This window comes from Micromonospora aurantiaca ATCC 27029 (assembly GCF_000145235.1).
Lineage (GTDB): Bacteria > Actinomycetota > Actinomycetes > Mycobacteriales > Micromonosporaceae > Micromonospora > Micromonospora aurantiaca.
In genome coordinates this window covers 857,637-874,124 of record NC_014391.1, presented here as the reverse complement: position 1 = coordinate 874,124, position 16,488 = coordinate 857,637, and the positions used below count along the sequence as shown (strand labels likewise).

The following is a 16,488-nucleotide window of genomic DNA, read 5'->3' as shown; positions in this document are numbered from 1 at the left end:
GACACATGTCGTCGTGACACGCAGGATCACCGTCACACGTGCCCTGCCCCACGAGGGCCCTGTTCTCTGGAGGAAGAGAACGTTGAGTAAACCCCGCACGCGCAGCCGGCGACCGTCCGCCGCGCTTCTGGCCTCGGTCCTCGCGGCCGGCGCCCTGACCGTGGGAGGTGGCGCCGGTACCGCGAGCGCCGCCCCCGCCGCCGACCCCTCGCTGCCGGCCGCCGCGAAGGCACTGGGCGCACACGACGCCAAGCTGCTCGACGAGGCCGAGGCGAAGAACGCGCCGACCGTCACGATGATCATCGCGGCGAAGAAGGGCTCGGCCGAGAAGGTCGTCGACGGCCTGACCGGCCTCGGCGCCACCGTCAGCCAGCGGTACGACCAGATCGGCTACGTGCTGGCGAAGGTCCCCACCGCGAAGGCGCTCAAGGCCGCCACGCTGCCCGGTGTCGCCGCCGTCGACCTGGACGAGACCATCAAGCTCCCCGACCCGGCGCCCGAGGCGGCACCGAAGGGCGCCAAGTCCGCCACCCAGGCTCAGGCGCTGGCCGGGCCGGGCGGTGACACCGGTGCGGTGAACCCGTACATGCCGACCAACGAGACCGGCGCGGAGGCCTTCAAGGCCGCGCACCCGGAGTGGGACGGCCGCGGCGTCACCATCGGCATCATGGACTCCGGTGTGGACCTCGACCAGCCGGCACTCCAGACGACCACCACCGGCGAGCGCAAGATCGTCGACTGGGTCACCGCCACCGACCCGCTGGAGGACGCCTCCTGGCGGCCGATGCTGACCGAGGTCAGCGGCCCGGCGTTCACCACCTCGCTCGGCACGTGGACCGCACCGGCCGGCAACTACCGGTTCAACGTCTTCCGCGAGAACATCACCGCGAACAGCGACGCGCGCGGTGACCTCAACCGCGACGGCGACACCACCGACTTCTGGGGCGTGCTCTACAACCCCGCAAACGGTGACGTGCGCGTCGACGCGAACCAGAACAACGACTTCACCGACGACGAGGTGATGCGGCCGTACAAGGAGCGGTTCCAGGTCGGACGCTTCGGCACCGACAACCCCGCCACCGCGGTACGCGAGCAGATCCCGTTCGTCGTCGAGTACCGGCGCAACGTGAACACCGCCCCGGTCGGCGGCCCCGGTCTGGTCGACTACGTCAACATCGGCATCATCGAGAGCACCCACGGCACCCACGTCGCCGGCATCACCGCCGCCAACGACATGCTGGGTAACAGCGCCTTCGACGGCGCCGCCCCGGGCGCCAAGCTGGTCTCCGCCCGCGCCTGCTCGTGGGGTGGCGGCTGCACCGCGGCGGCACTCACCACCGGCATGGCCGACCTGGTGATCAACCGCAAGGTCGACGTGGTGAACATGTCGATCGGCGGTCTGCCCGCGCTCAACGACGGCTCGAACGCCCGCGCGGTCCTCTACAACGACCTGATCAACACCTACGGTGTGCAGCTGTTCATCTCGGCCGGCAACTCCGGTCCGGGCGTGAACACGGTCGGTGACCCGTCGGTCGCCACCGACGTGGTGAGCGTCGCGGCGAGCGTCAGCAAGGACACCTGGCTGGCCAACTACGGTTCGGTGGTCCGCAAGGACAACGCGCTGTTCAACTTCTCCTCGCGCGGCCCGCGTGAGGACGGCGGCTTCAAGCCGAACATCACCGCCCCCGGCTCGGCCATCTCCACCGCGCCGACCTGGCAGGCGGGCAGCCCGGTGCCGGAGGCGGGCTACCCGCTGCCCCCGGGCTACCAGATGCTCAACGGCACCTCGATGGCCGCCCCGCAGGCCACCGGCGCCGCCGCGCTGCTGCTGTCGGCCGCCAAGGCGACCGGCAAGGGCGTCACCCCGGCCGCGCTGCGCCGGGCCGTCTACACCTCGGGCCAGCCGATCACCGGCGTCCCGACGTACGCGCAGGGCTACGGCATGTTCAACGTGCCGGGCGCGTGGAGCCTGCTCGCCAAGGGCGTGCAGACCCGCACCTACACCTCCGAGGCACCGGTCTGCACCGAGCTGTCGCCGAACCTGACCCGCTACGACCGGGCCTCCGGCACGTTCGTGCCGAACCCGAACGTCGGCACCGGCCTCTACAACCGCTGCGCCGCCGACCGTGGTGGCCAGAAGGTCAAGGAGAGCCGCCACTACGAGGTGAAGCTGACCCGTACCAGCGGCCCGAACAAGGGCGTCAAGCACGAGGTCGCCTTCCGCGGCAACGACGGCACCTACAGCGCCCCCAAGGTGGTCTGGCTGCCGCTGAACAAGACCGTCACCGTCAAGGTGAAGGCCAAGCCGATGACCGCCGGCGCGCACGGCGCCATCATGACCGTCGACGACCCGGCCACCTCCGTCGTCGACTTCGAGGTCGCCACCGTCGTGATCGCCTCGAACCCGGTCGCCGCTCCGGCGTTCTCGTTCTCGGCCGACGGCTCGGTCGAGCGCAACGGCTTCCGGTCGTACTTCGTGACCGTCCCGCCGGGTGCGGGCGCGCTCCAGGTCAACCTGTCCGGCATCGCGACCGGCTCGCAGACCCGGTTCATCGCCATCAACCCGTACGGCGTGCCGGTCGAGAGCACCGCCAGCACCGCCTGCTACACCAACTTCTCCGACGCCGCGGTCTGCAAGCCGCAGGAGCGGGACTACCAGAACCCGCTGCCGGGCGTGTGGGAGATCGAGGTGGAGGCGCGTCGCACCTCGCCGGCGCTGGACAACCCGTTCCGGCTCCAGGCCCGCGTGCAGGGCGTCAAGGTGGAGCCGGCCGTCGTCCAGCTCCCGTCGGTCACCGCCGGCACCCCGTCCCCGGTGAGCTGGAGCCTGACCAACACCTTCGGCCCGGTCCAGGTGACCGGCGTCGGCGGCCCGCTGGCCAGCGTCCGGACCGAGCGGCCGAGCATCACCGAGGGCGCCAGCCAGGAGTACGTGGTGGAGGTGCCCGCGGGCGCCACCTCGTTCACCGCCCGGATCGGCAACCCGTCCGACCTGAGCGCCGACCTGGACCTGACGGTGTTCCGCGGCACCACCCAGGTGGGGCAGGCAGCCGACGGTGACTCGGAGGAGGCCGTCACGCTGACCAACCCGGCGCCCGGCACCTACCGGGTCGTGGTCGACGGTTACTCGATGAGCGACCCGAGCACCGCGTACGACTACCGGGACTCGTTCGCGTCCCCGGCGCTGGGCACGCTCTCCGCCCCGTCCACGCCGCTGTCCCTGGCCAACGGCGCCACCGCCACCCTCACCGGTGCGGTGACCGCCCTGTCCACCCCGGCCGCCGGCCGGGAGCTGTACGGCGACATGGCCGTCACCACCACCGAGGGCGCGGTCGTCGGCCGCGGTTCGGTGGAGGTCGTCTCGGTCGACTGATCCGCTGACACGAAGGAGCCCCGTCCCCTCTCGTAGGGGGCGGGGCTCCTTCGTGTCGTCAGGCGGGGCGGGCGGACTCGACCACGAACGGGGTGCCCTGCTGGCAGGTGGTCATCATGCCCGGCTCGGGACGGCCGGTGACCTCGACCTTGGCACCGGCCTTGAGCACGTCGCGCGGCCCGCCGACGAGCAGGTGGCCGTCGAGCAGCAGGCAGTTCGGCTCGACGCCGGCCTGCACGGTGCCGCTGAGGACGGTGCCGCCGACCCCCGGTGGGGTCGACGGGCCACCCTTCCAGGACGGGTCCGGGCGGCTCGGGCTGGTGCCGGGGTCGGGCTGGCTGGTCACGGGGGCGGCTCCCGTCGTACTCGGGCTCGGGTTCGGGCTGGAGTCGGCGGACCCGTCGCCGGGCGCGGCGCAGGCGGTCAGCGCGAGGCCGGCGAGCAGTGCGACGAGCACCGTACGAGGAGTCTTCATGGTCGGTTGGACGCGGCGGGCGGCCGATCCGTTCCCGGTCAGCCGCGGGCCGCGGCGGCGGCCTTCATGTCGCGCTTGAGCTCCTGCGGCAGCGAGAACGTCAGGCGCTCGTCCGCGGTGGTGATCTCCTCCACGTCGCCGAAACCGCGCTCGGCCAGGTGCGCGAGCACCTGCTGGACCAGCTCGTCGGGCACGCTCGCGCCGGAGGTCACACCCACCGTCCGGGCGCCGGTCAGCCAGGCGTCCTCGATCTCGTGCGCGAAGTCGACCAGGTAGCCGGCGCGGGCCCCGGCGTCGAGCGCCACCTCGACCAGCCGGACCGAGTTCGAGGAGTTGCGCGAGCCGACCACGATCACCACGTCGCACGCGGGGGCGATCTCCTTGACCACGTGCTGGCGGTTGGAGGTGGCGTAGCAGATGTCGTCGCTGGGCGGCGACTGGAGCAGCGGCAGCCGCTTCTTGAGCCGGGCCACCGTCTCCAGCGTCTCGTCCACCGACAGCGTGGTCTGGGACAGCCAGACCACCTTCTCCGGGTCGCGCACGGTGACCTTGTCGACGCCGTCCGGGCCGTCGACGAGCTGGATGTGGGCGGGGGCCTCACCGGCGGTGCCGATGACCTCCTCGTGCCCCTCGTGCCCGATGAGCAGGATGTCGTAGTCCTGCGCGGCGAACCGCCGGGCCTCGTGGTGCACCTTCGTGACCAGCGGGCAGGTGGCGTCGATCGCCCGCAGCGAGCGCTGCTTGGCCTGCTCGTAGACCTCGGGGGCCACGCCGTGGGCGGAGAAGATGACCGTGGCGCCCTCCGGCACCTCCTCGTTCTCCTCCACGAAGATCGCGCCCTGGGCCTCCAACGTGCGCACCACGTGCTTGTTGTGCACGATCTGCTTGCGCACGTAGATCGGCGCGCCGTAGAGCTTCAGCGCCTCCTCGACGGTCTGCACCGCCCGGTCCACACCCGCGCAGTAGCCGCGGGGGTTGGCCAGGAGCACGCGCTTGCCGGTCCGGGGAGTCGTCTCAGCGTCAGTCACCCGCCCATCGTACGTGCCGCCCTCCCGCGCGGCAGCGGCCGCGAGGCGCACGCGGGTGCTGTCGGTCCCGGGCCGTAGGGTGGGCGGGTGAGCGCGGGCGAGGAGGGGCGGAGCACGTCTGACGGGCAGAGCAGGTCGGACGGGCAGAGCAGGTCGGACGGGCAGAGCAGGTCGGACGGGCGCAGCACGGCCGAGGAGCCGTGGCCGGTCCGGGTGGTCAGCCAGAAGGTGGGCGCCTGGATCGCCCGCCTGGGCTGGGTCTGGGTCGACGGCCAGGTGGCGCAGATCAGCCGCCGCCCCGGCGCGAGCACCGTCTTCCTCACGTTGCGCGACCCGTCGGCCGATCTCAGCCTGACCGTCACCACCAACCGCGACGTGCTGGACGCGGGCGCGCCGGAGCTGCGCGAGGGCGCCCGGGTGGTGCTGCACGCCAAACCCGAGTTCTACGCCGCGCGGGGCACGCTCAGCCTGCGGGCCGACGAGATCCGCCAGGTCGGCCTCGGTGAGCTGCTGGCCCGGCTGGAGAAGCTCAAGAAGCTGCTCGCCGCCGAGGGCCTGTTCGACCGGTCCCGCAAGCGGCGGCTGCCGTTCCTGCCGGGCCGGGTGGGCCTGATCACCGGCCGAGCCTCGGCGGCCGAGCGGGACGTGCTGACCAACGCCCGCCGCCGCTGGCCCGCCGTCGACTTCCGCACGATCAACGTGGCGGTGCAGGGGCCGAGCGCGGTGCCGGACATCGTCGGGGCGCTCAAGGTGCTCGACGTCGACCCGGCCGTCGACGTGATCGTCATCGCCCGGGGCGGCGGGGGCATCGAGGATCTGCTTCCCTTCTCCGACGAGGCGCTGTGCCGGGCGGTCTTCGCCTGCCGCACGCCGGTGGTCAGCGCGATCGGCCACGAGACGGACGCGCCGCTGCTCGACTACGTGGCCGACGTGCGCGCCTCCACCCCGACCGACGCGGCGAAGCGCGTCGTGCCGGATCTGACCGAGGAGACCCGGCTGATCGGCCAGGCCCGGTCCCGGCTGGAACGGGCGGTGCGTCACCTGGTCGACCGGGAGCAGCACCGGATCGACCTGCTGCGCTCCCGCCCGGTGCTGGCCCGGCCGCAGGTGATGGTCGAGCAGCGGGCGGTGGACGTGTCCGCGCTGCGCGACCGCGCCGGCCGGTCCTTGGAGCACCGGCTGCGGGGCGCCACCGACGACCTGCGGCACACGCTGGCCCGGCTGCGCGCGCTGTCCCCGGCGGCCACGCTGGAGCGCGGCTACGCGATCGTGCAGCGCGTCGACGGCCACGTCGTCCGCGCGGCCTCCGAGGTGGCCAAGGGCGATCCACTGCGGGTACGCCTCGCCGAGGGCGAGCTGACCGCCACCGTCGACGGCTGAGGGAAGAGAGACGATGACCGGGACGAAGCAGGACGAACAGCTCAGCTACGAGCAGGCCCGCGCCGAGCTGGCCTCGGTGGTGGAGAAGCTGGAGGCGGGCGGCACCTCGCTGGAGGAGTCCCTCGCCCTCTGGGAGCGCGGCGAGCAGCTCGCCGGGGTGTGCCAGCGCTGGCTGGACGGCGCCCGCGCCCGCATCGACGCCGCCCGCCAGCGCGCCGAGGAGTGACGGTGGGATTCGGCGCGATCGCCGAACCCCACCGCAGACCTCAGTTGAACAGGTTGTACAGCTCGGCGGGGGCCTCGACGACCTGGTCGGCCGAGGGCTTCTGGGCCGGCGCCGCGTTGCCGTAGTCGGTGTAGGTGATCTTCAGGTCCTGCGCGGCGCTCTGCCCGGCGGCCGGGATCTTGAGCACCATCTCGCTGAGCCGGCCCTGGGTGTCGACCTTGGCGGTGAACGGCACCGACTGGGCCTGCGCCCCGAGCGCGGTGATCACGGCCGGGTCGAGCGAGCCCGCCTCGGCGGCCTTCGACACGTCGACGGTGCCCTCGTACGCGCCCTCGCCGGTCTGCCGTACCTCGGTGATGCCCTGGGTGAGCACGGCGCTGCCGGCCGGGTCGAGCTTCTCGAAGTCGAAGCCCAGCGCCCGGTTGCCCTTGACCCGGTTCTGGTCGAGGTGGTGGTACTTGCCGGTGTTGAGGTTCTTCACGCCGGGGATCTGCGCCGCAGCGGTGCCGCCGAGTTCCAGCTTGACCCAGCTGTCCGGCTTGGCGTGGATCAGGTCCAGCTTCATCATCAGGTCCGACGACGGGTCGCCGATGGTCATCCGCATGTCGGCGCTCTGGCTCGGCTCGTGCACCTGCCCTTCGGCGGTGGAGCCCGCGCCGGTCATGGAGAACTTGAAGTTCCCCTCACGGATCGCGTTCGTGGAGTCGAGCAGAGCCTGCTTGGCCGCGCTGCTGGACGCCGTGGCGCTCGGTGCGACGCTGCCGGAGGCGCTCGGGGTCGCGGAGGCGTCGGACGTCGTCCCGTTGCCGTTGCAGGCCGCCAGGCCGGGAATGAGCAGCGCCGCGGCGAACGCGGTGGCGCTGAAGCGTCGAATCTTCACGTCAACCTCTCCAGGTGGGTCGTCCGGGCTCGATGTCCCTTCTGTTCCCGGAAGCGGGGTTCCGCAATCCCGCGTCACCCGGAGGGAGGACGTCAGCGCAGCGACGTGGCGAGCTTGCGCAGCTCCGTCTCCCCCGCGTCACCGACAACGATCACCGTACGGTTCGGCTCCAGCAGGACGAGCGCCTGCTCGTTGCCGCGTGCCGTGTAGCGCTGCCAGCTCAGCCCGCCGGGCAGGTCGGCCGCGCCCTGCGGCTGCCCCTCGGTCAGCTCGGCCGGCAGCAGCTTCTCCGCCGGGACGTTGCTCTCCACGAGCTGCGCGCCCCGGCCCTCCGGGGTCACGTACCCGATCCGCAGCGTCGAGCCGTCCGCCTCGGTCCGGAAGCGGGCGTTGACCGTACGCCAGTCGTCGCCCAGCCCGGTCGGCTCGCTGACCGGGAAGGCGTTCGCGGAGCGGGCCTGCTCCAGCGCGGGCGCCGGGTCGACTGTGACCGGCGAGTCGCCGCCGAGGAAGCCCCGGTAGAAGGCGAGCAGCAGCGCGATCGGGACCAGCAGGATCAGCAGGGACAGCGCCATGTCCTTCGGCGACCGCTCGGAGCGGGCCTTCTCCTTGCCCGCCGGCGGCGCGGGGGTGTCCACCGCGGGGGCCGGCTCGCCCCGGTCCGCGACGAGCGCGGGCTGACCCTCGGACGGGGCCGGGGCGCCGTCCGGTCGGACCGGCGGCTGGCCCTCCGGCGGGGTGGCGTCGGTCGGTGTGCGGTCGGCAGGCTGTGCGGCTTCCACCCGGCCATTGTCGCAGCCCACCGGGTGACGTGATCCTGGCCTCCTCCGCCCCGCCGGGACGGCGAACCTGAGATCGTGTGAGGATCAGCGACAAAACCGGCGGCGGTGGCCGCCGGTCCCACCCCGCAACGTCGCGAGGAGGCCGCCATGACAACCACCAGGACGCGGACGCCCCAGGATCTCGACCGCAACCTCGCCCTCGATCTGGTCCGGGTCACCGAGGCCGCGGCGATGGCCGCCGGCCGCTGGGTCGGCCGGGGCGACAAGGAAGGCGGCGACGGCGCAGCAGTCGACGCCATGCGAAAGCTGATCAACTCGATCCCGATGCGCGGCGTCGTGGTGATCGGCGAGGGCGAGAAGGACAACGCCCCCATGCTGTTCAACGGCGAGGAGGTCGGCGACGGGACCGGCCCCGAGGTGGACGTGGCGGTCGACCCGATCGACGGCACCACGCTGATGAGCAAGGGCATGCCGAACGCGCTGGCGGTGCTCGCGGTCGCCGAGCGCGGCGCGATGTTCGACCCGAGCGCCGTCTTCTACATGGAGAAGCTGGCGGTCGGCCCGATGTACGCCGACGTGGTGGACATCAACGCCGGGGTGGCCGAGAACATCAACCGGATCGCCAAGGTCAAGGGCACCGACGCCGCCGAGGTGACCGTGTGCGTGCTGGACCGGTCGCGCCACGACGACCTGATCAAGCAGATCCGGCGTACCGGTGCCGGGATCCGGCTCATCTCCGACGGGGACATCGCGGGCGCCATCGCGGCGGCCCGCGGCGAGTCGGACGTGGACGTGCTGATGGGCATCGGCGGCACCCCGGAGGGCATCACCGCCGCGTGCGCGCTCAAGTGCATGGGCGGCATGATGCAGGCCAAGCTCTGGCCGAAGGACTCCGACGAGCGTCGCAAGGCGCTGGACGCCGGGCACGACCTGGACCGGGTGCTGTTCACCGACGACCTGGTCACCGGCGACAACTGCTTCTTCGTGGCCACCGGTGTCACCTCCGGCGACCTGCTGCGCGGCGTGCGCTACCGCTCCGGCGGCGCGTACACCCAGTCGATCGTGATGCGCTCCAAGAGCGGCACCATCCGGGTGATCGACTCGTACCACCGCCTGGAGAAGCTCGCCCTCTACTCGGCTGTCGACTTCGACGGACGCCCGCTGGCCGAGCAGGAGTGAGCCGGACCGGGACGGCGGCACCACCGGCACCGCAGACGCTGTCGACCGGGCGACGTGTCGCCGGTGTCGGGTTGGCCACCGCCTCGGGCGTGATGGTCGCCGTGCAGTCCCGGATCAACGGTGAGCTGGGCGTACGCCTGGCCGACGGGATCGCCGCCGCGGTGGTCTCGTTCGGTGTGGGCCTGCTGATCCTGCTGGTGCTGGTCCCCGCCACCCCCGGTGGCCGGCGGGGACTGGCCGCCCTGCGCGGCGCGCTGCGCTCCGGCGCGCTGCGGCCCTGGCAATGCCTGGGCGGCGTCTGCGGCGCGTTCCTGGTGGCGACGCAGGGGCTGACCATCGGCGCGCTCGGCGTCGCGGTCTTCACCGTCGCGGTGGTGGCCGGGCAGTCCGGCAGCAGCCTGCTCGTCGACCGGGCCGGCATCGGCCCGGCCGGCCGGCAGCCGGTCACCCCGAACCGGCTGATCGGCGCGGTGCTCACTGTGCTCGCCGTCCTGCTGGCGGTGGGCGACCGGCTCGGCGACCCGCACGCGCTTGCGCTGGCGCTGCTGCCACTGGCGGCGGGGGTGGGCATCGCCTGGCAGCAGGCGGTCAACGGTCGGGTCCGGGCGGCGGCGGGCAGTGCCATGACCGCCACGCTCGTGAACTTCACAGTCGGCACGGTGGCGCTGCTCGTGACCTTCGCGGTGGACCTGGCGGTACGCGGACGGCCGGCAGGCGCGTTCCCGGACGAGCCGTGGCTCTATCTCGGCGGCCCGCTCGGGATCGTGTTCATCGCGCTGGCCGCCGCCCTCGTCCGGTTCACCGGGGTGCTGCTGCTCGGCCTGGCCACGATCGCCGGGCAGATCGTCGGCGCGGTGCTGCTGGACCTGCTGCTGCCCACCGCCGCCTCGCACCCCGGCCTGGACACGCTGCTCGGCGCGGCGCTGACTCTGGTCGCGGTGCTCGTCGCCGCCTTCGGCCCCACCCGCCGCCCTTAGCGGGCGGCGGCGGGCGCGGCGGCGCGCAGGCCGGTCACCATCTCGTCGACGACCCGGTCCAGCGGCGTCCCCTCGATCCCGAACGTCTCGCTGGCCGCGGTGGAGTCCATCACGAACGGCCCGGCGAACTGGTGCGCGGTCTCCCGCATCTCCCGGGCGAACGGGTCGGCCAGACCACCGAGCCAGAGCACCGGGTAGGGCATCCGGGTCAGCCGGGGCGCCGGCGCCCCGGCCCGCTTCGCCGCCCGCTCGGCGAGCGCCCGCATGGACATCGGGCGCGCGCTGGGCACGTGCCAGGCCCGTCCCCAGGCGCGCGGGTCGGTGGCGGCGGCGACGAGGGTACGGGCCACGTCCCCCACGTACGTCCAGGTGTGCGGCGCGTCCCAGGCGACCGGCAGGAACACCCGGTGCCCGGCGAGCACCTTGGGCAGCACCATCATGGGCAGCGAGGTGCCGCCGAGGCCGATGTAGTCGGAGCCGCGTACCTCGGTGACCCGGGCCCGGCCGGCGCGGTGGGCGGCCAGCGCGTCGGCCCACATCCGGTTGCGGACGCGGCCCTTGACGCCGGTGGCGGCGAGCGGGGTCGCCTCGGTCATCGGGGCGTCGACCGGGCCGTACCCGTAGAGGTTGCCGACTGTGGCGAGCACGGCGCCGCTGCGCTCGGCGGCGGTGAGCAGGGCGGCGGCCAGCGGCGGCCAGTCCGTCGGCCACGTGTGGTACTGCGGGTTGGCGCAGTTGTAGAGCGCGTCCGCGCCCTCGGTCAGCGCGGCGAGCCGGTCCGCGTCGGCGGCGTCGGCGGCCACCCGCTCGATCGCCGGGTGCTCGGGGCCGGTGCCGCGCCGGGTGACCACCCGCACCCGCTCGCCGCGTTCGGCGAGGAGGCGGGCGGTGGCGGTGCCGACGGGGCCGGCGCCGACGATCACGTGCAGTGCCATGACAGGTCCACCTTCACTGAAGCAGTAATTCGAATCGAGAGCCCCGCTCTCGGAACAGAGCATGACTCACGGAAGCGGCGCAAGTCAAGAGCAGTGCTCTCTCTTTTGATTGCTGCTCTCGTCGTGGCAGAGTGGGGACATGGTCGCTCCCTCGCTCCGCGCCCGGGTCCGCGCCGGGATGATCGAAGAGATCAAGACGGTCGCCCGCCGCCACCTGGACACCGACGGCGCGAACCTCTCCCTGCGCGCGGTCGCCCGCGACCTCGGCATGGTCTCCTCGGCGATCTACCGCTACTTCCCCAGCCGCGACGACCTGCTCACCGCGCTGATCCTGGAGGCGTACGACGCGCTCGGCGACGCGGTGGAGGCGGCCGACGCCGCCGCCGACCAGGCCGACCTGCGCGGACGCTGGCTCGCCGCCTGCCGGGCCGCCCGCGTGTGGGCGCTCGACCACCCCGCCGAGTACGCGCTGCTCTACGGCAGCCCGGTGCCCGGGTACGCGGCCCCGGACGACACCGTCGTGCCGGCCCAGCGCCCTCCGGTGACCCTGGTCGGCATCCTGCGCGACGGCCTGGCCTCCGGCCGGCTCGCCCCGCCCGACGAGGATCTACCCGAGCCGCTGCGCGGCGACGTGGCCGAACTGGTCGAGCTGATCGGGATGGACGTGCCGCCCGCGCTGCTGGCCCGCGGCATGGCCGGCTGGACCCAGTTGTTCGGGCTGATCAGCTTCGAGCTGTTCGGCCGGATCAACCGGGCGCTGCCGCACCGCGACGAGTACTTCGACCACCAGATCGGCCTGATGGCCGACCTGGTCGGCCTGCCCTGACGCCGGTCGGCGTCAGGTGCCGTCGGAGGAGTGACCCGGGAACAGGTGCGCGGTCGGGTCGATGACGACAGCCGCGTTGTTGACGGCGGTGGCGGCCTCACCGAAGCCGGTGGCGATCAGGCGGACCTTGCCCGGGTACTCGGTGATGTCCCCGGCCGCGAACACCCGGGGCAGGTTGGTGGCCATCGCGCTGTCCACCACGATGTGCCGGCGGTCGAGGTTCAGCCCCCACTCGGCGAGCGGGCCGAGGTCGGCGGTGAAGCCGAGCGCGGCCACCACGGTGTCCACCGGCAGCGTCTCCACCTCGCCGCCGCGTACGGTCAGCTCGGCGCCGGTGACCGTCTCCTCGCCGTAGAGCCGGCTCACCTCGGCGTTGACCACGATCCGCACCGGCAGCGCGCGGACACGCTCGATGGTGGCCGCGTGCGCCCGGAAGCGGTCCCGCCGGTGCACAAGCGTCACCGACCGGGCCAGCGGGGCGAGCGTGGCCGCCCAGTCGAACGCCGAGTCGCCGCCGCCGACGATGAGCACGTGCCGGTCGGTCAACTCGGTGGGCTGCGGCACGAAGTAGACGATCCCACCGCCGGTGAAGCTCTCCGCGACCGGCAGCGGCCGGGGCGTGAAGCTGCCGAGCCCACCGGTGACCAGCACCGCGCCGCAGCTGAGCTGCTCACCGCCGGCGAGGCCGAGCACCGGCCGGCCGTCCAGGTAGGACAGCTTCTCCGCGCGTACGCCGAGCCGGTAGTCGGGACGGAACGGCGCGGCCTGCGCGACCAGGTTCGTGACCAGCTCGCGGCCCTTGATCGCGGGGAAGCCGGCGACGTCGAGGATCAGCTTCTCCGGGTACATCGCGGTGACCTGACCGCCCGGCTCGGGCAGCGCGTCGATCACCGACACGGAGAGTCCACGGAAACCGGCGTAGTAGGCGGCGAAGAGCCCGGCGGGACCGGCCCCGATCACGGCGACATCGACCTCGCGCATGGCGTACCGTCACTTTCCGCTTCGGGATCACCCCGTGCTGATGCGGAAACGGTAGGCGGGCAGGTGGCCGCGGGCAAGGACGTCCCGCGGTTCGATCAACGCGCCGTCAGGGCAGCGTCATCCTCGGTGAGCCGAGACGGTCGGACTCGCCGGTGTCGTTGCGGCGGCGGAACAGGATCGCCGCGACCACGCCGCCGAGCAACCCGAACAGGTGACCCTGCCAGGAGATGCGCTCGTCGGTCGGCAGGATGCCGAGCAGTTGCCAGCCGTAGAGCAACCCGACTAGCAGGCCGACGGCGAAGTTCCACCAGCTCCGCTCCACCACGCCCCGGGTGAGCAGGATGCCGAGGTAGCCGAAGATCACGCCGCTGGCACCGACCACCACCGAGTTGGGTGAGCCGGTGAACCAGACGCCCAGACCGCTGACCAGGATGATGACGGCGGTGGACCAGAGGAACCGGCGGGTGCCCGCGGCGAGCACGAACGTGCCGAGCAGGATCAGCGGGATGCTGTTGCTGTAGAGGTGGTTCCAGCCGGCGTGCAGGAACGGCGAGAAGAAGACGCCGTCCAGGCCCTGGAGCCGCTGCGGGATGATGCCGGCGGTGTAGTCCAGGCCGAGTCGAAGGCCGACGTCGAGCGCCTCGATGAGGAACAGCACCGGGACCACCGCGCACATGGCGACGAAGGCCCGGCCGAGCGCCGCATAGAACGCGTCGGTGCCGAACCGGTAGGGGTCGCCACTGGGGCCGCCGTGCCAGGTCACCTACCAAGAGCTATCAGCAAATGCGGCAGGCCGCCAGTCGGACGGCGGTACGACGACGGCGGGACACCCGGGTCTGTCCGCGTGTCCCGCCGTCGTGGTGATGTCAGTACCAGCCCGAACTCTGCGACTTCTGCCAGGCGCCGCAGGGAGTGTCGTACCGGCCCTTGATGTAGCCGAGACCCCAGGTGATCTGGGTCGCCGGGTTGGTCTTCCAGTCGTCGGCGACCGAGGCCATCTTGCTGCCCGGCACCGCCTGCGGGATCCCGTACGCCCCGGAGGAGCTGTTGGAGGCCTTCGGGTTCCAGCCGCTCTCCTTGGTCCAGAGCTTGTCCAGACAGGGGAACTGGTCGATGCCGAAGCCCTTGTCGAGCATGATGGCGCAACCGATCTTCCGGTTGCCGCTGTACTCGGCGCACGAGGACGGGATCGGGCCGTCGTACGGCTTGGCCTTCGCCTCCGCCTCCTCCTCGGCCGCGGCCCGCTCCTTCTTGCGGGTGGCGGCGGCCGCCTCGGCCCTCTTGGCCCGCTCGGCGGCCTCCTTCGCCGCCGCGGCGGCACGCAGCTTCGCCTGGTACTCGGCGGCACGCTGCCGGGACGAGTCCACGCGGTGGTCGGACAGCCGGTCGCGCTGGTACGCGTACTCCGTCTGGTCGACCTTCAGGCCGACCTGCGCGGTCAGGCCCTGCTGCTGGGTCTGTCGATCCTCGCCCAGATAGAAGCCGCCGGCGACGCCCACGGAGAGCAGCGCGACAGCGGCCGTACGGGCGCCGAACCGGCTCCACAGCCGACTCACGAAGTTTCCCTTCGTCGGGGGCAGGGACACGGCACGCGCATGGCCGGGTCGGGTCACCGCCGGTGCCGTGAGCGCACCGGTACCGGTGTGACTCCGGGCCGTGTCCGGCTCCCGAGTGGTAGGTGACGCTCGATGGACACCATTGCGCACAGTGAGGCCAGTGGGAAATGGCCGGGCTCAAAAGTGATCTGCGTCACCCTGAAAATGCGGACAAAGTAGGGCAAAAGCGGCGCTCAGCCGGGAATGTCCTCCAGCAGATCGGTGACCATGGCGGCGATCGGAGAACGCTCCGATCGGCTGAGCGTGACGTGCGCGAAGAGGGGATGCCCCTTCAGCGCCTCGATCACCGCCGTCACCCCGTCGTGCCGGCCGACCCGCAGATTGTCCCGCTGGGCCACGTCGTGGGTGAGCACCACCCGCGACCCCTGGCCGATGCGCGACAGCACGGTGAGCAGTACGCCCCGCTCCAGCGACTGCGCCTCGTCCACGATGACGAACGCGTCGTGCAGGCTCCGGCCGCGGATGTGGGTCAGCGGCAGCACCTCCAGCAGCCCGCGCGAGGTGACCTCCTCCAGCACGTTCTCGTGCACCACCGAGCCGAGCGTGTCGAAGACCGCCTGCGCCCAGGGCGACATCTTCTCCGACTCCGACCCGGGCAGGTAACCGAGTTCCTGGCCGCCGACCGCGTACAGGGGGCGGAACACGATCACCTTCTTGTGCCGGCGCCGCTCCATCACCGCCTCCAGGCCGGCGCAGAGCGCCAGCGCGGACTTGCCGGTGCCGGCCCGCCCACCGAGCGACACGATGCCGATGGACTCGTCCAGCAGCAGGTCGAGCGCGACCCGCTGCTCCGCCGAGCGCCCGTGCACACCGAACGCCTCCCGGTCGCCCCGGACCAGCCGGATGGTCTTGTCGGGCAGCACCCGGCCCAGCGCCGAGCCCCGCCCGGAGTGCAGCACCAGGCCGGTGTGGCAGGGCAGGCCCGCCGCGGCGTCGACGTCGAGCGTCTCGCCCGCGTACAGCCGGCCGATCTCCTCCTCGGCCAGGTCCAGCTCGGCCATCCCGGTCCAGGTCGGGTCGCTGGCCTGACCGTGCCGGTACTCGTCGGCGCGCAGGCCCACCGAGGCGGCCTTCACCCGCAGCGGCATGTCCTTGCTGACGAGCGTGACCTCACGCCCCTCGGCGGCCAGGTTGAGCGCCACGGACAGGATGCGCGCGTCGTTCGACTCGTTGCGGAAGCCGGGCGGCAGCACCCCGTCGTCGGTGTGGTTCAGCTCCACCCGCAGCGTGCCGCCCTGGTCGTTGGCGGGCACCGGGCGGTCCAGCCGGCCGTGCCGCACGCGCAGCTCGTCCAGCATGCGCAGCGACTGGCGGGCGAACCAGCCCAGCTCGGGGTGGTGTCGCTTGCCCTCCAGCTCGGAGATCACCACCAGCGGCAGCACCACCTCGTGCTCGGCGAAGCGGTGGAAGGCCGCCGGGTCGGACAGCAGGACCGAGGTGTCCAGGACGAAGGCCGGGCCGGCTGGTCGGGGCTCCTCGGCCTCCGCGGCGGCGGCGCCGCGGCGGCTGCGGGTGGTCCGGCGGGTCGGGGCGGTCGAGGCCGGGGTCTGCTCGGCTCCGGCGGGGGTACGGCGAGTGGTCACAGGCCTGCTCCGCGGATGGGCACCCGGCCACCCGAGTTCCGCCTCTTCCGGTGCCCGGAGGACACGGGGTCGGATGCGGGCCCCGTGCGCGAGGACGCAGGTCCGGGCTGTCCGGCTGGCCCGGGAAAACCCCGTGCCATGCCTAGACGCTAATCGCACCGGGGCCGCGGGGCTAGAGGTGCGCGTGGATCATCGTTCGGTCTTCGCCGGACGTACACCCGTTCGAGTGACCGGCGGACCGGAACCG

Annotated in this window: 15 protein-coding genes; 6 read left to right on the top strand and 9 right to left on the bottom strand. The window is 72.5% G+C overall.

The window, feature by feature from the left end:
• Positions 1-82 precede the first annotated feature (82 nt).
• Positions 83-3,373 (top strand): S8 family serine peptidase, encoded by a 3,291-nt coding sequence (locus MICAU_RS04375; RefSeq protein WP_013284080.1) that lies wholly within the window; start codon positions 83-85, stop codon positions 3,371-3,373.
• Positions 3,374-3,431: 58 nt separating this feature from the next.
• On the opposite strand, the gene MICAU_RS04370 is transcribed toward MICAU_RS04375, so the two are convergent.
• Both MICAU_RS04370 and MICAU_RS04365 read right to left on the bottom strand, forming a co-directional pair.
• A complete protein-coding gene (locus MICAU_RS04370) occupies positions 3,432-3,848 on the bottom strand; it encodes a hypothetical protein (protein ID WP_013284079.1) in 417 nt (138 codons plus the stop codon).
• A 38-nt stretch (positions 3,849-3,886) separates the two neighbouring features.
• The gene (locus MICAU_RS04365; RefSeq protein ID WP_041799174.1) at positions 3,887-4,876 is read right to left on the bottom strand and encodes a 4-hydroxy-3-methylbut-2-enyl diphosphate reductase; all 990 of its coding nucleotides are present in this window, start codon (positions 4,874-4,876) and stop codon (positions 3,887-3,889) included.
• A 213-nt stretch (positions 4,877-5,089) separates the two neighbouring features.
• On the opposite strand from MICAU_RS04365, the gene xseA reads away from it, so the two are divergent.
• Both xseA and MICAU_RS04355 read left to right on the top strand, forming a co-directional pair.
• Positions 5,090-6,256, top strand: coding sequence for an exodeoxyribonuclease VII large subunit (gene xseA / locus MICAU_RS04360; RefSeq protein ID WP_041798801.1), 1,167 nt, complete (start codon positions 5,090-5,092; stop codon positions 6,254-6,256).
• A gap of 13 nt (positions 6,257-6,269) precedes the next feature.
• Positions 6,270-6,482: an exodeoxyribonuclease VII small subunit gene (locus MICAU_RS04355; protein WP_013284076.1), complete on the top strand. Its 213-nt coding sequence runs from the start codon at positions 6,270-6,272 to the stop codon at positions 6,480-6,482.
• Positions 6,483-6,522: 40 nt separating this feature from the next.
• On the opposite strand, the gene MICAU_RS04350 is transcribed toward MICAU_RS04355, so the two are convergent.
• Positions 6,523-7,362 (bottom strand): hypothetical protein, encoded by an 840-nt coding sequence (locus MICAU_RS04350; protein ID WP_013284075.1) that lies wholly within the window; start codon positions 7,360-7,362, stop codon positions 6,523-6,525.
• A 92-nt stretch (positions 7,363-7,454) separates the two neighbouring features.
• Positions 7,455-8,144: a DUF4245 domain-containing protein gene (locus MICAU_RS04345; protein ID WP_030270737.1), complete on the bottom strand. Its 690-nt coding sequence runs from the start codon at positions 8,142-8,144 to the stop codon at positions 7,455-7,457.
• Between the two features lie 147 nt (positions 8,145-8,291).
• Here MICAU_RS04345 and glpX point away from each other — a divergent pair, with 147 nt between their 5' ends.
• Positions 8,292-9,323: a class II fructose-bisphosphatase gene (glpX, locus tag MICAU_RS04340; protein ID WP_013284073.1), complete on the top strand. Its 1,032-nt coding sequence runs from the start codon at positions 8,292-8,294 to the stop codon at positions 9,321-9,323.
• Entirely contained in the window at positions 9,320-10,300 is a 981-nt protein-coding gene (locus MICAU_RS04335; RefSeq protein ID WP_013284072.1) for a DMT family transporter, read from the top strand. Before glpX ends, MICAU_RS04335 begins: the two co-directional genes overlap by 4 nt.
• On the opposite strand, the gene MICAU_RS04330 is transcribed toward MICAU_RS04335, so the two are convergent.
• Entirely contained in the window at positions 10,297-11,235 is a 939-nt protein-coding gene (locus MICAU_RS04330) for an NAD-dependent epimerase/dehydratase family protein (RefSeq protein WP_013284071.1), read from the bottom strand. The genes MICAU_RS04335 and MICAU_RS04330 overlap by 4 nt on opposite strands.
• Positions 11,236-11,374: 139 nt before the next feature.
• Between MICAU_RS04330 and MICAU_RS04325 the strand changes: the two genes are divergently transcribed.
• On the top strand, positions 11,375-12,061 hold the full coding sequence (locus MICAU_RS04325) for a TetR/AcrR family transcriptional regulator (RefSeq protein WP_013284070.1): 687 nt from the start codon (positions 11,375-11,377) through the stop codon (positions 12,059-12,061).
• A gap of 12 nt (positions 12,062-12,073) precedes the next feature.
• Here MICAU_RS04325 and MICAU_RS04320 read toward each other — a convergent pair whose 3' ends face one another.
• From MICAU_RS04320 to phoH2, 4 genes are all read right to left on the bottom strand, one after another.
• Entirely contained in the window at positions 12,074-13,042 is a 969-nt protein-coding gene (locus tag MICAU_RS04320; protein ID WP_013284069.1) for an NAD(P)/FAD-dependent oxidoreductase, read from the bottom strand.
• Between the two features lie 106 nt (positions 13,043-13,148).
• Positions 13,149-13,805 carry a rhomboid family intramembrane serine protease gene (locus MICAU_RS04315; protein WP_013284068.1) on the bottom strand — a complete coding sequence of 219 codons (657 nt, stop codon included), beginning with the start codon at positions 13,803-13,805 and terminating at the stop codon, positions 13,149-13,151.
• A 103-nt stretch (positions 13,806-13,908) separates the two neighbouring features.
• Positions 13,909-14,598: an aggregation-promoting factor C-terminal-like domain-containing protein gene (locus MICAU_RS04310; RefSeq protein WP_174361695.1), complete on the bottom strand. Its 690-nt coding sequence runs from the start codon at positions 14,596-14,598 to the stop codon at positions 13,909-13,911.
• A 233-nt stretch (positions 14,599-14,831) separates the two neighbouring features.
• Positions 14,832-16,241 carry an RNA 5'-3' helicase PhoH2 gene (phoH2, locus tag MICAU_RS04305; protein ID WP_013284066.1) on the bottom strand — a complete coding sequence of 470 codons (1,410 nt, stop codon included), beginning with the start codon at positions 16,239-16,241 and terminating at the stop codon, positions 14,832-14,834.
• Between the last annotated feature and the right edge of the window lie 247 nt (positions 16,242-16,488).

Excerpts from the sequence above, each read along its gene's own strand:
- glpX (WP_013284073.1), top strand. The coding sequence starts at position 8,292 with ATGACAACCACCAGGACGCGGACGCCCCAGGATCTCGACCGCAACCTC.
- MICAU_RS04320 (WP_013284069.1), bottom strand. The coding sequence starts at position 13,042 with ATGCGCGAGGTCGATGTCGCCGTGATCGGGGCCGGTCCCGCCGGGCTC.
- MICAU_RS04325 (WP_013284070.1), top strand. The coding sequence starts at position 11,375 with ATGGTCGCTCCCTCGCTCCGCGCCCGGGTCCGCGCCGGGATGATCGAA.
- MICAU_RS04330 (WP_013284071.1), bottom strand. The coding sequence starts at position 11,235 with ATGGCACTGCACGTGATCGTCGGCGCCGGCCCCGTCGGCACCGCCACC.
- MICAU_RS04355 (WP_013284076.1), top strand. The coding sequence starts at position 6,270 with ATGACCGGGACGAAGCAGGACGAACAGCTCAGCTACGAGCAGGCCCGC.
- MICAU_RS04370 (WP_013284079.1), bottom strand. The coding sequence starts at position 3,848 with ATGAAGACTCCTCGTACGGTGCTCGTCGCACTGCTCGCCGGCCTCGCG.